The organism is Natronorubrum daqingense, assembly GCF_001971705.1.
GTDB lineage: Archaea > Halobacteriota > Halobacteria > Halobacteriales > Natrialbaceae > Natronorubrum > Natronorubrum daqingense.
In genome coordinates, this window is sequence record NZ_CP019327.1 from 306,911 (window position 1) to 321,824 (window position 14,914).

The 14,914-nt window shown below is 63.8% G+C and carries 14 protein-coding genes; 6 read left to right on the top strand and 8 right to left on the bottom strand.

Annotated features, from left to right (window positions below; genetic code table 11):
- Positions 1 to 58 precede the first annotated feature (58 nt).
- Positions 59 to 868, bottom strand: coding sequence for a hypothetical protein (locus BB347_RS01550; protein WP_076579064.1), 810 nt, complete (start codon positions 866 to 868; stop codon positions 59 to 61).
- Between the two features lie 69 nt (positions 869 to 937).
- The gene (locus BB347_RS01555; protein WP_076579062.1) at positions 938 to 1,855 is read right to left on the bottom strand and encodes an acetamidase/formamidase family protein; all 918 of its coding nucleotides are present in this window, start codon (positions 1,853 to 1,855) and stop codon (positions 938 to 940) included.
- A 205-nt stretch (positions 1,856 to 2,060) separates the two neighbouring features.
- Here BB347_RS01555 and BB347_RS01560 point away from each other — a divergent pair, with 205 nt between their 5' ends.
- From BB347_RS01560 to BB347_RS01575, 4 genes are all read left to right on the top strand, one after another.
- Entirely contained in the window at positions 2,061 to 4,520 is a 2,460-nt protein-coding gene (locus BB347_RS01560; protein ID WP_076580179.1) for a cbb3-type cytochrome c oxidase subunit I, read from the top strand.
- 83 nt (positions 4,521 to 4,603) lie between these two features.
- Positions 4,604 to 5,371: a Nif3-like dinuclear metal center hexameric protein gene (locus BB347_RS01565; protein WP_076579060.1), complete on the top strand. Its 768-nt coding sequence runs from the start codon at positions 4,604 to 4,606 to the stop codon at positions 5,369 to 5,371.
- Positions 5,372 to 5,645: 274 nt separating this feature from the next.
- Positions 5,646 to 6,635: a hypothetical protein gene (locus tag BB347_RS01570; protein ID WP_076579058.1), complete on the top strand. Its 990-nt coding sequence runs from the start codon at positions 5,646 to 5,648 to the stop codon at positions 6,633 to 6,635.
- A 185-nt stretch (positions 6,636 to 6,820) separates the two neighbouring features.
- Positions 6,821 to 7,855: a deoxyhypusine synthase gene (locus tag BB347_RS01575; protein WP_076580177.1), complete on the top strand. Its 1,035-nt coding sequence runs from the start codon at positions 6,821 to 6,823 to the stop codon at positions 7,853 to 7,855.
- Between the two features lie 15 nt (positions 7,856 to 7,870).
- Here BB347_RS01575 and BB347_RS01580 read toward each other — a convergent pair whose 3' ends face one another.
- The 4 genes from BB347_RS01580 to BB347_RS01595 form a co-directional block, all read right to left on the bottom strand.
- On the bottom strand, positions 7,871 to 8,407 hold the full coding sequence (locus tag BB347_RS01580; RefSeq protein ID WP_076579056.1) for a small multi-drug export protein: 537 nt from the start codon (positions 8,405 to 8,407) through the stop codon (positions 7,871 to 7,873).
- Between the two features lie 85 nt (positions 8,408 to 8,492).
- Positions 8,493 to 10,163, bottom strand: coding sequence for an ABC1 kinase family protein (locus BB347_RS01585; protein WP_076579054.1), 1,671 nt, complete (start codon positions 10,161 to 10,163; stop codon positions 8,493 to 8,495).
- 73 nt (positions 10,164 to 10,236) lie between these two features.
- Entirely contained in the window at positions 10,237 to 10,611 is a 375-nt protein-coding gene (locus tag BB347_RS01590; protein WP_076579052.1) for an Hsp20/alpha crystallin family protein, read from the bottom strand.
- A gap of 116 nt (positions 10,612 to 10,727) precedes the next feature.
- Positions 10,728 to 11,558: an E3 ubiquitin--protein ligase gene (locus BB347_RS01595; protein WP_076579050.1), complete on the bottom strand. Its 831-nt coding sequence runs from the start codon at positions 11,556 to 11,558 to the stop codon at positions 10,728 to 10,730.
- 127 nt (positions 11,559 to 11,685) lie between these two features.
- Between BB347_RS01595 and BB347_RS01600 the strand changes: the two genes are divergently transcribed.
- Positions 11,686 to 12,984 (top strand): molybdopterin molybdotransferase MoeA, encoded by a 1,299-nt coding sequence (locus BB347_RS01600; RefSeq protein WP_076579048.1) that lies wholly within the window; start codon positions 11,686 to 11,688, stop codon positions 12,982 to 12,984.
- A 42-nt stretch (positions 12,985 to 13,026) separates the two neighbouring features.
- The gene (locus BB347_RS19165) at positions 13,027 to 13,167 is read left to right on the top strand and encodes a hypothetical protein (RefSeq protein ID WP_168170918.1); all 141 of its coding nucleotides are present in this window, start codon (positions 13,027 to 13,029) and stop codon (positions 13,165 to 13,167) included.
- Between the two features lie 71 nt (positions 13,168 to 13,238).
- Here the strand turns inward: BB347_RS19165 and BB347_RS01605 are convergent, their stop codons facing one another.
- Complete coding sequence (locus BB347_RS01605; RefSeq protein ID WP_076579046.1) at positions 13,239 to 14,372, bottom strand: serine hydrolase domain-containing protein; 1,134 nt, start codon at positions 14,370 to 14,372, stop codon at positions 13,239 to 13,241.
- Between the two features lie 79 nt (positions 14,373 to 14,451).
- Positions 14,452 to 14,775 carry a hypothetical protein gene (locus BB347_RS01610; RefSeq protein WP_076579044.1) on the bottom strand — a complete coding sequence of 108 codons (324 nt, stop codon included), beginning with the start codon at positions 14,773 to 14,775 and terminating at the stop codon, positions 14,452 to 14,454.
- Positions 14,776 to 14,914 lie beyond the last annotated feature (139 nt).

The window sequence follows — 14,914 nt, forward strand, 5'->3', positions numbered from 1 at the left end:
TAATCGTACCGATCGAAACGCGTTTGCCGCAATCGAATCGACTGTCGGAGTCGTCCGTCTAAAACAGGTACAGGCCGGTCGCGAGCACGACGACACCCAGTCCGACCTGCGTCAGTGCTCGCCGCCGCAGTCGGTTTCCACCGTCGTCGACTCGGCCACCGACCACCCCTCTCGTGTCCTCGCCTCCCGGTTTCAAGACGGGGCCGTCCTGCGTTTCGTCTACGGTTCCGCCGACAGTGAGTTCCTCGCCCGCTTCGACGACGGTCGCCTGATATCGATTCGGGCTCGCGGACGTCCCGCCGATACTGAGCGAGACCGTCGCATCCGAAAGGAGCCCGTTCTTGCCGATGAGTCGAAGCCGCTCGAGCGCTTTCGTGATCGCACTCGGTTCCCCGAGCCGGACGTCGTGTTCGGGTTCGCCGAGGTGAACCCTCGAATCCGAAAACGGATCGAACGATTCCTCGTTTGCCCCAGGGAGACACTCCTCGGAGACCGGCACGTATCGCCCATGCTCTCTGAGAGCGAACTCGCCGGCGGCGAGTCCCCCGTCGACCGTCCGCCAGCGACTCTTTCCCGAGTTTCCGCTGCCCGTTCGGAGGTGGCTTCGAACGCGCCACGCGACGAGCGCCGCGCGATCCGTCTCGATTTCCGACTCCTCCGGAGGTGCTCGCTCGAGGCTCGCGGGTTCCTCGAGGTCGACCGGTCCCCGAACGGCCGTCGACTCGCCACCGTCGGACGCGAGTGCTGGCTCGGGTGTGAGGCCGGCGACCGCCCGATACTGCCGGTAGGATTTTGTGGACTGATAGAGCGCGCCGGCGCCGAAGAGGAGCAAGAGCATCGGAACGACCGTAGGGATAGACGAGAGCATACGGCAGTTTCGTGGCTAATTGCACATAAATATTAGTCATAAAATTGAATTGACGGTCGACCGGAACGATCAGAACGGCGACGAGAGGTACTCCTTGGGTACCGCGTTGCGCACCGTCACCAGCGGGTCGACCACCTGACTGATCTCGAGGCCGCCCACCAAACTCGAGAGGAGGTAGGCGTCGGTGTCGTCGAACTCGTGTTCGGCCGCGAGCAGGTCGATCGCGTCCCGATTCGCGAGTTTGCAGGCTTCCTCGAGGGTCTCGGCGCTCGCGAGCGGTTTCCACGCGTCGGGCGTCTCGACGAGGGGGCGCTCGAGGTCGATGTCCGCCGCTCCGCCGTCGATCACGTCGACGGTGACGTCGATTTCGGTCGCGATTTCGGCGCCGGTGCCACACATCTCGCCGTCGGCCATCGCGGCCTTGCAGTCGCCCATCGCGAGCATCGCGCCCTCCTGGAAGACGGGGAAGTAGATCGTGTTCCCCGCCGTCACGTCCGTCGTGTCGAGGTTGCCGCCGTGGTCGTGGGGAACGAGCGTCGTGTACGACTCGGATTCCGGTGCGACGCCGATCGTGCCGATGACGGGGTCGACGGGCACCTCGAGATCGTCGAACTCGATGGCGTCGCCGTCGTCCGTCACCGGTGTCGTCTGCGTTCGCGGGGCCTCGATGTCGTCGTATTCGTCGAGCAACCCGAAGCCGTCGATGGTGATGACTCGGCCCAGCGGTTCGTCGAGTCGAACGGCTTCGATCTCGACGGCGAGGACGTCACCCGGCGTCGCACCCTCCACCTCGATCGGGCCCGTCGCGGCGTTGACCTCCTCGGGAATCGAGTCGATGACGTCCGAGTCGTCCTGTATCGCGCCGTCTAAACTGTCTCTCGCCTCGATCGTGAGTTGGGCTCCCGACTCGACCGTCGCGATCGACTCGAGGTTCGGCGTGAATTCGTAGATCGCACCCGTCTCGTGGGAAATCGCCTCGCGTGTCATACGCTGAGACTATCGGCTCGCGGGGTGGTAAATGGCACTCTCGAGTCCTTGCACATGCACCACATACATTGATACGGAGATTAGGTGTCGAATCTGCTGTTAATGGGCTTCCTGAATCGTCTGTCTGATGTTCGACGGGTCAGTGGTACGTCCGAGACGGGAAACCGACTGGAGACTGTGAGTGCCGGTGTGGATGGTGGTACACGTGAGTGACCTGCCACCGATGACGACCGTCAAGCGCTGGTTAGTCACGACGAACCACAAGGACGTCGGGATCCTCTACCTCGTCACCTCGCTGTTCTTTCTCCTCTTGGGCGGTGTCCTCGCGTTGCTCTTCCGTGTCCAGCTCTGGGAAGCGGGCGGAACGGGTTTTCTCTCCGGTGCCGAGTTCAATCAGGCCGTCTCGGCCCACGGGCTGTTGATGGTGTTTTGGTTCCTCTCGCCTATCGCGACCGGGTTTGCGAACTACGTCGTCCCCCTACAGATCGGCGCGAAAGACCTCGCGTTCCCGCGCCTGAACGCGATGAGCTACTGGTTTTACCTGTTCTCGGGGATCCTCTTCGCGATTTCGTTCTTCCAGGGACGGACGTTCGCCGGCGGCTGGACGATGTACGCGCCGCTCAACGTCCCGATGTACACGCCGGCGATGGAAGCGACGTCGGGTGGGAACGCCACGATTCTCGCCTTGATCATATTCGTTCTCTCGATCACCATCGGGACGGTGAACTTCATCACGACGATTCACCGCTGTCGGGCAGAAGGGCTCGGTCTTTGGAACATGCCCCTGTTCACCTGGACGTGGCTGCTTACGGTCTGGATGATGCTGTTCGCGTTCGCCGCTTTGCTCGCTGCGTTGTTGTTACAGGCGAGCGATCGCATCTTCTTGACGCAGTACATGGCGACCGATCAGGGCTCGAGTCTCCTCTGGGCGCACCTGTTCTGGTTCTTCGGCCATCCGGAGGTGTACATCGTCTTCTTCCCCGCGTTAGGAGTTATATTCGAGACGTTCCAGACGTTCACCGGGAGGCGACTCGTCGGGCGGAAGTGGGTCATCATCGCGATGGTCCTCGTCGCTGTCCAGTCGTTCCTCGTCTGGATGCACCACATGTTCCTGACGACGATCAACTTAGAGATCAAGACCCTGATGATGGCGACAACCATCGGAATCTCGTTGCCGTTCGACCTGATGGTCTTCGCGCTGATCTACACGATGGTCAAGGGACGGGTCAGGCTCACGACGCCGTTCCTGTTCAGCCTCGGCGCGCTCGTCCTGTTCATCCTGGGCGGTATCACCGGCGTCTTCCTCGGTGCCGTCGTGTTGGACTACGAGTTCCGTGGCACCTACTGGGTCGTCGCTCATTTCCACTACGTGATGGTTTCGGGCGTGACCGCGTTGGTCGGCGGCCTCTACTACTGGTGGCCCAAAATCACCGGGAAAATGTACTCGGAGGCACTCGGGAAACTCAACTTCGCAGTGTACTTCGTCGGGTTCAACCTGCTCTACTTCCCGATGTTCCTCGCCTGGGAGACGCCCCGACGCGTCTTCAACTTCGGCGAGGGGATGCAGATCTACCACCAGCTAGCGACCGTCGGCGCGTTCGTCCTCGGCGCATCGTTCCTGATCATGTTCTACACGTTCGCGAAAAGTTGGGTCTCGGGCCCCGTCGCACCCGACAACCCCTGGGAGTTCTCCCGGACTGCCGAGTGGGCTACGAGTTCGCCGCCGCCCCTCGAGAACTGGGAGGGACGGCCGAGCTACGCCAGTGGTCGCCTCGAGTTCGTCGAGGACTCACAGGCGGCGACGGACGGCGGCGTCGCCGCCGAGGAGGCTGTCCAAGAGGCCCACGTCGATCACGCGAGCATCTGGCCGTTTGGCATCGGGTTCGGGATATTCGTCTTCTTCCTCGGCGTCTCCGGTATCACACCGTACATGGTTTCGTTCGCGGAGGGAACCGGAACGGCTCCTGAGGCACTCGACGGCACCGCCGCCGCCCCGAACATCGTCTATCCCGTGTTGACGATTTTGGGCGTCGCGATTCTGGGCTACACGCTTTTCCAGTACGGTCGCGAGGAGTTCGTCGCCCCCGAGATGGCGATCGCCGAACGGTGGCCCTTCCAGGGCATCGGAACGACGAAAATGGGCGTCTGGGTGTTCCTCGCGTCGGACGTCGTCGTCTTCGGGGCCGTCATCGGCGCGTTCATCTTCATGCGCCTCCACATGGGCTGGGGCAACTGGGAGACCGTTCCGTTCGCCTCGTGGCCTGGCCTGCTCAACACCTACATCTTGCTCACCTCGAGTTTCACCGTCGTCCTCGCGCTGGCGTTCGCCGAACGCCAGAACAAACGCGGACTTCTCGGTGCGATGAGTGCCACCTTACTGCTGGGGCTGTCGTTCATGGGCGTCAAGGCCTACGAGTACAGCGTCAAATTCGCCGACGGCGAGTACTGGTGGTACGGCCTCGAGTACTCGGTCTACTACGTCACCACCGGCCTGCACGCCTTACACGTGCTCTTTGGTCTCCTGATCGCGATCTTCATGATCTACCGAATCACCAGCATCGACGCCTACCTCGAGGACAGCCGACCGGTGGAGTTCTTCGGGCTCTACTGGCACTTCGTCGACATCGTCTGGGTGTTCCTGTTCCCGCTGTTCTACCTGATGTGAGTCGGCGGACGCGGGACTTTCTCTCCTTCCTCCCGTCGTGATCGACAGCCGGATACAAGAGTCTCGCCGGGCAAGAGCCAGCTATGGAACTCGCCGAATTCGTCGACCGACTCGACGAGGAACTCCGAACCGACGCGTACGCCGACCTCGACGCCAGCGCGAACGGCCTGCAGGTCGGCCCCGACAGCGCCGAGGTCGAACACGTCGCCGTCGCCGTCGACGGCGTGCAAGAGACGTTCGAACGGGCGGCCGACGCCGGTGCCGACGCGCTCCTCACTCACCACGGCATCTCCTGGGGCGGATTCGATCGCGTCACCGGTCGCACGTACGACCAGGTCGAGACGCTCCTCGAGAACGACCTCGCGCTGTACGTCTCCCACCTGCCCCTCGACGGCCACCAGGAACTCGGCAACGCCGCGGGTGTCGCGGACGTGCTCGACCTCGAGGATCGCGCCCCCTTCGGCGAACTCGGCCCCGAGTACATCGGCCAGCGAGGCGTCGCACCAGAATCGTACACGACAGCCCAGGTCCGGGAACGACTGGAAACGTCGCTCGAGGGCCGCGAAACCCCCGTACAGGTGCTCGAGGGCGGCCCCGACGAACTCGAGGAAATCGCGATCATCACCGGCAGCGGCACCGACTGGCTCGCCGAAGCCGAAGCCGCCGGCGCGGACGCGCTCGTCACGGGCGAGGGGAAGCAGAAAGCCTACCACGAAGCTCGAGAGCGTGGCCTGACAGTCTTCCTTGCCGGCCACTACGCGACGGAGACGTTCGGCGTCCGCGCGATTCAGGAGCGACTCGAGGAGTGGGATCTCGAGACGACGTATATCGACATTCCAACGGGATTGTAATCACGTCGCTTCGCTTCTCGACCGTAATCGGCTCGTACGGGCCACGGGCTCGTGAGTCGACAGTCGGACTCGACGTCGAAAACGCTCGCACACCGGGCGCATTTTACGGCGACCAACTTTCGGTCGACGCGACTCGACCAAGGCGGTCCCTACCGTTCGGTGTTCGTGTGATACTCGATCGTACGACGTTTGCAACGGTAACAGTTTCCAGCTAACAATACTCGTCGATCTGCTCGATTCTCACACTCCAGAGGCACATCTCCGGAGTACGATCATGACACGAGAGACTTACTCCAGACGCGAGCAGTTACAGGCACTCGGAGCCGTGGGCGCACTCGTCGGCGGCAGCGCGATCGGCCTCTCGAGCGTGAGCGCCGACGACGATACCGACGATACCGAAGAGACAGACGACACTAACGGCGATGACGACCCCGAGGGTGACGCGACGGGCGACGATCAACCCGAGGAAAACGGCGCGGCCGACCGACTGTCGCTGATTCCGAAGTGTATCGACGAAGCACACGGCAGCGCTGCCTTCTGCGTCGTCAATCGCGGAAAACGCGACGCCGACCTCGAGTGGCGTCTCGAGACGCCGAAAGAAGACGAGAAGGAGCCCGACGAGCCCGACGAGCCCGACGAGCCCGAGGCGGGAATCGAATACCTCGACTGCCAGACGATCCGCGTCGTCGGGGACTTCGCCGAGGTCTCGTTCGAGGCGCTGTTCGTAGAGAACGGCGAGATTGGAAACGTCATCGAGTTCGTCGGACCGGTCGAGGGCGAACAGACGATCGACATCACCGAGGTCGAGACCGTCCCGGAGGACGCTATCGTGGGCTACGCGGAGGCGTTTCACGACGACGGGGAGCCGGTCCCGGGTGACGGCGACGTGACGGCGATCAATCCCGAACTCGAGGCCTGTCAGGAGGCGTTCCTCGGCGAGGTCGTCGTCGAAGGGAGCGAGGACGACGGTGACGAAACGCCAGCAGACGACGAGGCCGCTGCGTCGGAAGAAGCGTCGAGTAGCGTCGAGTCGGCGGACGAGTCCGCCCTCGAGTGCGAACAGGGCGAACTCGTCGTGCCCGCGAAGTCGACCGCGTGCTTCCCGGTCCCGACGACGGACGGGTCTGCGTCGGTCGTCGTGCTCGAGGACGGGCAGGAAGTCGACAGCGCGTCGATCGATGCGGAGACCGGCGAGGCGTGTCCGTGCCCCGTCTATCCCGATCCCGACGCCGAATTCCCGTTCGAGAATCCAGAAGAGGCGTAGGAAACGGCGAAACCGTCGACGACAGCTGAGATGGAGGCGACGACGAAACTGTCGATGATGGCTCAGCTGTCGGAAACTGCCTTCCAGTGACTCGAGGCCGGGAAAACGACGAGGTCCGGCGCGCCCACGCGTTCGCCGTCGCGAAGACCGCGGCGTTCAAAGCGCTGGCGCGCCCACCACCGGACATGAGCGACGATCACGACTCGAGTCACGCGCCCGAACGAGAGACGTTTTCGCACGATCCGATCGGCCACGCCGAAGCCCGCGCTGGCATGACGGTCGGCGAACTCGCCGAGCAGTACGGGAATGCCGGCGTCGGTGCTGCAGACCTGCATACGGCCGTCGACGTGACCGAATCGATGTTCGCCGACGACGTGACCGTCTTCTTCAGTCTCGCGGGTGCGATGGTGCCGACGGGTATGCGACGGATCGTCGCCGATCTGATCCGCGAGGGACACATCGACGTGCTGGTGACCACCGGCGCGAACCTCACGCACGACTCGATCGAGGCTATCGGCGGAAAACACCACCACGGCGCGGCCCACGCCGAGGGGAAGACCGAACGCGAACACGACGAGACGCTTCGCGACGAGGGCGTCGACCGAATCTACAACGTCTACCTGCCCCAGGAGTTCTTCGCGGACTTCGAGTCCCACCTTCGCGAGGAGGTCTTTCCTGTACTCGAGGCAGAAGCCGAGGAATCGGGCCCCGTCTCGATCCAGCGACTCACCGAGGAACTAGGTCGGGCCAACGGCGACGTGAACGAACGCGAAGCTATCGAGGAAGGCCCCGGTATCGCCGCCGCGGCGTACGAACACGACGTGCCGATCTACTGCCCCGCCGTTCAGGACTCCGTGCTCGGCCTGCAGGCGTGGATGTACTCCCAGACCTCGCCGTTCTCGCTCGACGCGCTGGCCGACATGTCGCCGCTCACGGACGTCGCCTTCGACGCCGAGAAAGCCGGCGCGTTCGTCGTCGGCGGCGGCGTCCCCAAGAACTTCACCCTCCAGACGATGCTCGTCACGCCCGGAGCCTACGACTACGGCGTCCAGTTGACGATGGACCCCAAACAGACAGGGGGACTTTCGGGTGCGACCCTCGAGGAAGCCCGCTCGTGGGGCAAACTCGAGAAAGACGCCGAGAACGTCTCGGTCTACGGCGACGCGACGATCAGTCTGCCGCTCGTGATTGCGGCCACGCTCGAGCGACTCGAGGCGTAGGCCGACTCGAGGCGTTCAGACAACGCCGAGCAGGGAGAATCCGAAGACGGAACCAGCTACTAACAGGACAGTCCACGCGGCGATGCCGACGGTCATCCAGCCCGCGACCAGTCGGTTCGACCCCCCCGCCAGCAACGCCACGAGTGCGGCGATGTGTACACCCGTCAGGATCGGCCCGCCGACTGCGATACCAGGCAGTCCGTACCGTTCCCAGAGCCCTCGAGCACGGGCGTATCGATCGCTTGCCGACTCCTCGTTGGGCGGTTCACTCAACTCGTCGCGTGTCCGCGTCTCGCGCCCGCGCCGGCTGTGCCACCACTCTCTGAGCTGTTTGTGGAAGCCGATGAGGACGTAAATCGAGGCGACGTTTCCGGCGAACGCGAAGACGCCCGAGAGCACCGGGTCGAGTCCGACGCCGATCGCGACGGGGATGACCACCAGAATTTCGACGACCGGAATGGCCGCGAGCACGAACACCAGCAGGTACTGAAGAAATCCGCCCGCGTCCTCGAGCGTCGACCCGACATCGATGAGCAGCAGTGTACCCGTCATGACTCTCCATCAGTAATCGTCGGTCGGGAACGAAGCAGTAGCTTTCGATTCGACTCGAGTAGTCCCCGACGATATCCGGCCACGATCACTCCTCTTCGCGTCGCTGGCGCATGTTCTGGCGGGTGAACTGGGGCTTGACGCGCGTCGAACGCGGCTCGCGAAACGACCGGTAGAGTTGAATCGCGACGACGAACGAGAAGACCGCAGCGACGATGCTGGCCTCGGGTGCTTGCAGGGCGTAGAGGACGCCCATCGAGAACAGCGACATCGTAAGCAACATGCCGTAAATCAAGCGCTTGGCGAACGTATTGAAGACGTCCGCCTCGTCCTCGAGCCCGATGCGAACGAAGAGGTCGTCGCGCTCGAGTCGATCGAGCGTCCGTTCGGTCTTGGGAGCGAGTCGCGTCAACGATTCGCCGGTCTGTCGGAGTTGCTGGCCCGTCTCCGCGACGTACTGTCGGGCGGTTTCTTCGCGATAGCCTTCTTCGGTGAGGTAGTCCGTCGCGACGTCGATGAAGTCGAATTCGGGGTCGAGGGTCACGCAGACCCCTTCGACGACGGTTGCGACTCGAAGTACGAGCGCGAGGTTCTTGGGGAGACGAAACGGGAAGACGTAGATCGAGTCCTCGATCTGGCCGACGATTTGGTTGATCCGATACTGCTCGACGTCCTGCCCGCGGGCGTCCTGAATCGCAATCTCCATGACTTCGGCCATCACTCCTCTGTCGGCGTCCGGACTGAGCGTTCCGACCTCGATCAACGCGTCGAGAATGCCGTCAATATCCTGGTTGGCCACCGCGACGTAGAAGTCGACGATCTTCTCCTGGACGAACGAATCGACCCGGCCGGACATCCCGAAGTCGTAGAAGACGATCCGGCCGTCGTCCGTCACCGCGAGGTTCCCCGGGTGCGGATCGGCGTGAAAGACGCCGTCGTCGATGATCATCTGCAAGTACGACCGCTCGAGGTTTTCGGCGATTTGGGTTCGGTCGATCCCCTTCTCATCGAGCGTCTCGACGTCGTTGATCTTCGTCCCCTCGATGTACTCCATCGTGAGCACGCGCTCACCGGAGTGACTCTCGAGGACGTCCGGGACGAGGAATCGGTCGTCGCCCTCGAAGTTCCCTCGGATCTCCTGAAGCATCTCGGCTTCGCGCTCGTAATCCATCTCCTCGCGGATCGTCTTGGCGAACTCGTCGGCGAGGTTCTCGAGCGAGAACGCCCGCGACTCGTCGACGAAGATGAGCAAGATGGGAAGCGACCACTTGATGACCCGGAGGTCGGCCGAGACGAGCGATTCGATTTCGGGACGGCGGACTTTGACGGCGACCTCGCGTTCGCGGGCGTCGCTTTCGGCCGTAGTGTCGGCGGCTCCGTCTCTTCCAGCGAGGTCGGACGCCGGGTCGACGCGTCCTCGGTACACCTGTCCCAGACTCGCGCCGCTGATCGCCTCGGTATCGAGTTCGCTGAAGTAGTCGTCGACGGGCCCGAGTTCGTCCTCGAACACGGCTTTCGCGGCTTCCCACTCGGCGGGTGGCACCTCGTCTTGGAGCGCCGAGAGCACGTCGATGTAGGCGGGTGGCAACACGTCGGGGCGCGTCGAGAGCAGTTGGCCGAGTTTGATGAACGTCGGGCCCAGCGTCAACAGCGACTCGAGGAGCACCTCGGCGCGTTGGCGGTGGGTCTCCGAGTCAACCCGTCGCGAGCGCCCGAAGAGCAGAAATCGCCGTCGGTCACGGGCGAAGGCGACGAGCAGCGGGAGGAACTGCCAGGCGACGAGAACGAATCGCTTGTACGCGCGGAGGGAGCCCAGTCTCTGTCACCTCATGTTACTTGTCCTCGTCCTCGTCCTGGTCGACGACGTCGATCGTCGTCTCGCCGCCACCCGAGCGTTTTGGCAGCGTCAGTTCGAGCACGCCCCGTTCGACCGTCGCCGTCGCCTCCGTTTCGAGTACGTCCTCGGGAACCGGAAGGTCGACGTCGAAAAAGAGCGAGCGGTTTTCCTCGAGGTAGTGGTAGTGGTCGTCGGTGGGTTTCTCGCGGTGTGCGTCGATGGAAATCCGCCCGTTTTCGACCGTGAGATCGAGCAATTCGGCGGAGACGCCGGGAACGTCGAGAACGAGGAGGTAGTCGTCGTCGCTCTCGAGGAGATCGAAGAAGACGTCTTCGGAGAGATCGCCCAGTGCGTCACGAAGCGCTGGCATACCTACTGGTTCGAACGCCGATACGAAAAAGCCCGCGGTAGCGGTTGGTTCGCGGCGTCGCGAACGCGACACCGACTCGGCGCTCACCACTCGGCACTCAGAACGCACTACGACACTCAAAACGCCCAGAAGATGGCGATTCCTGCAGCGAGGAGACCGAGTGCGACGCTGAAGAGTCCGTACGCACCGGCGCGAAGGCCGAGTTGCCGTTCCGTGCTGTCGGAAATGATGAACGGACCACCGAACAGCGAGTGCCGGAGGCGGAGCCAGCGACTGTCGTCGTAGGCCGCCTCGTCGAGGCCGACTGCGGCGTTGACCTGTCCCGGCGCGCTCGAGACGGTCGTGTCGTAGCGGGCCGTCCCGAAGACGTGGACCGACCCGTCGGGAAGGAGAAGGCGTTCGGTGAAGCGTCGGTCAGTGTCCGTGAACCGATCGAGAAGTCCCCGGTCGTCTCCCGTGTTCTGTGCATCGACATCGTCGGTTTCCTCGATGAACTGCGCGACGGCCGACGGCGGTTCCGTCCCGGCGTCGACTTTGACCTGCGCGTCAGTCTCGAGGCGGAAGTCGGCTCCCGGCGGCTCGATCAGGACGTTCGCGTCGTCGTCCTCGAGTCTGAACGGGACGTACTCCTGATCGGTGTAGGCGGTCGACCAACTCGAGGAGTTCTGTGAGCCACTCGATGAGAGGGTCTCGACTTCACACTCGTAGGCGAGACACGGTGTGGCGCTGATCGGCGAGCGACACAATCGATCGGCCTCGAGTGGCTGTGCCGTGCCGCGAAGTTCGACGTGGCCGCCGTCGGTGGTGTCGAGCACCGAATTTGGTTCCGAACGCAGGATTCGGTTCGCGAGTCGGAGTTCGCTGATGCCGTACCAGCAAAACGGGACCGCCACCACGAATCCCACGGCGAGTATCGTCAGCGTCACGGGCTCGAGTTGGAGGGTCATCGGTAATCGTTCCAGCATTCTGATCAGTTGTATATAAGTATAGTGTCGGTGTGGACGACTGCCGACTTGAATCGCGGTTCCGGTCGTGTCCCCTACGTTTTTGGCCCACGGCACCTCGAGTCAGGGTATGAACGGAGCCGACAGCGATCGGAAGCAATCTGGGTTCAAAGTACGGACGCCGGTGGACGAAGCGCGTCGGATACTTCGGGAGGCGGTTGTCGGGGAAGGGGCCGAACTCGAGCCCGAGACGGGCATCGAGACGATCGACGTCGAGCGTGCGGACGGCCGGATACTCGCCGCGCCGATTACGGCGGCGCGGAGCGTTCCCCACTACCAACGGGCGGCGATGGACGGCTACGCCGTTCGCGCGGCCGACACGTTCGGCGCGAGCGACCGCTCGCCCGAAGTCCTCCGAATCGCCGACGGAACGGGCGGTGACGCGTCCGTCTCGCCGGACGTCGCCGCGCGAGTCCACACCGGCAGCGCCCTGCCCGAGGGTGCCGACGCGGTCGTCATGATCGAACACGTCGCCGAACGCGAGTCGGTCGGCGAACTCGAGGTCGAAGACGCCGTCGCGGAGGGCGAGAACGTCGCCCCCGTCGGAGAGGATATCGAGGCGGACCAACACCTCTACGAGGCGGGTCATCGCCTTCGGCCGTCTGACCTCGGCCTCCTGCGGTCTGCGGGGTACGCGAAGGTGACCGTCGCGACGCCGCCGACGGTGGGCGTCGTGCCGACGGGCGAGGAACTCGTCGAGTGCGACCCGGACCCGGGGGAAGTCGTCGAGACGAACGGCCTCACCGTCTCCCGACTCGTCGAACGCTGGGGTGGCACGGCGACGTACCGAGACGTCGTCACCGACGACCCCGACTCGTTGCGCGTGGCGATCCAGCGCGATCTGACGAAGGACGTCGTCGTCACCACGGGCGGCTCCTCGGTCGGCCAGCGAGACCTCCTCCCCGAAGTCATCGACGACCTCGGCGAGGTGCTCGTTCACGGCGTTGGGCTCAAACCCGGCCATCCCGTCTGCCTCGGTATCGTCGAGGATACGCCCGTGCTCGCCCTCCCCGGCTACCCCGTCGCCTGCATCGTCAACGCCGTCCAGTTCCTCCGGCCCGTCATGAACTGGCTCGAGGGCACGACGCCTAACCCCCACCCGACGACGACCGCTCGCCTCGAGCGCAAGATCCCGAGCGAACCCGGCACGCGAACGTTCGCACGCGTGCAACTCGAGGAACGCGAATCCGGGGACGGAGAGTTTGGGCCGAACGAGCCCCAATACCGGGCGATTCCGACCAGGGCGAGCGGATCGGGCGTGCTCTCGAGCGTCGCACTCGCCGACGGCTGGGTGGTCGTCGACGACGAACGCGAGGGAATCCCTTCAGGGGAAACCGTCGCCGTCGAAAACTGGGAGCCGACCGTCTAGGACCACCATCGTTTAATACCACTGTCTCGCTAACCAGCAGGTATGGACGTTAACGAATTCCTCGAAGGGAGTACGCTCACCGGCCGACAAGCAGCGCTCATCTTTATCCTCTTCTTGCTGTTGATTATCGCGGCAGGTATCTTACTCATCCTGTTCAGTGACATCTTCCGGGCGTTCGCCTGAGCGCAAGCGACGACCGGACCAACCACCGTCCTGACAGGCAGTTCGATCCCTGCCGTTCGGACTCGAGGCGCTCACCGAGTCGCGAGTGCGAGTCGGAGCGCGTCCGCGAGGGCGTTTACCCGCGCGGTGTGTTCGTAGGAGCCGTCACGGACGCCGTTCGTCACGTAGGAGAAGGCGACTCCTTCTTCGGGATCGGCCCACCCGACGCTACTGCCGAGTCCGGCGTGCCCGAAGACGCGCTTCGGTGAGAGCACGCCGTACGGTGCGGCCGTCGTCCCGCCTTTCCAGAAGCCAAGCGCGAAGCGCGCCTCGCGATCGAGCGTGCCGTCTGCCTCCGTCTCAGCCTCGAGGGCGATCATCGTCTCGACGGTTTCCTCCGAGAGGATGCGCGTGCCCTCGAGTTCGCCGCCGTTTGCGAGGCAGGCGTAGAAGCGGGCCATGTCGCTCGCCGTCCCGATGCCGGTCGCGGCGGGGATGACGGCTCGGTGGATCGCTTCGGTGTTGAACGGCGCGGCGACGGCGTTGTGATCGCCCATTCCTTCGCCGGGGTCCCGACAGCGGTCGAACTCGTCGAACGCGGTGAGGGTCGCGACGTCGTCGGTCTCGTGGTCTCGGAGTCCGATTCCCGTGTTCGCCATCTCGAGGGGATCGAACACGCGTTCGGCGGCGGCTTCCTCGATGGGCGTCCCCGTGGTCCGGCGCACGAGTTCGCCGACGAGCCAGCCGAAGGTCAGGGGGTGGTACGCTGGAACCTCTCCGGGCGCGTAGACGAGTTCCATCTCCTCGAGTTGCTCGATGACGGCGTCCCAGTCGGGCCAGAGGTCCGGCCGTCGATCGATCTCGCCCCGTGGGAGGCCGGCCGTGTGGCTCAGCACCTGTCGGACCGTTATTTCGGACTTCTCGCTACCAGCGTCGGCGAATTCGGGCCAGTGATCGACGACGTGGTCGTCGTAAGAGAGCAGGCCCTCGTCGACGAGCGTGTGGAGCGTGACGGCCGCGTACGGTTTCGTCGACGAGAAGAGCACGTGTCGCTGGGCGACCGTCTCCTCGTCACCGTTCGGCCCCGTCGTCCCGCCCGCGAGGTCGAGTACCTGCTCGCCGTCGAGAGAGACCGCCAACTGCGCGCCGTGGTGGAGTCCGACCTCGAGGTGTCGGTCGAACAACGAACTAATTCGCTCGCGATCAGATTCGCTAAGCCGTGACATACCAACGAACTCAACTGGGAGCGTTGTAACCGTTCCCCTCGGTGTCACGACCGACGCATCTACGTCGCAGAATGGGCCGTTACTCGAGTCGCTGCCAGTTGGTTGCCGACTCGAGGCGGGGCAACGCCGTCTCGAGGTCCTGTTCGGCGGCGCCGTAGAATCGCTCTCGACCGACTGGCGTTCGGACGCGTAACGTGACGGTGTTGTTCGTGACGCGGAAGATGGACAGCACCCACGAGCGACCCGTCTGCGTCCACTCGCTGTGAAGCGACGCATCCTCGTCGCGGATGACCCGCGAGCCGAGCTCCCAACTCAATCGGGTGAGGTGAGAGAGGTCGAGTGGCACGGCGTCCGGAAGCGACACAGCCGTGTCCGTTACCTGCCGAGAGCCATGCATAGCCATACCACGCCATTTGACGCTCGATCGGAAAAAGTCATCTATCCGTCCGTGAATATAAATGGCCCTCGAGGACGCCACCGTCGAGCGACGCTACTGGCGAATTACCACCCGAACCGGCGTCGGGCCACGTCGACTCGTCACG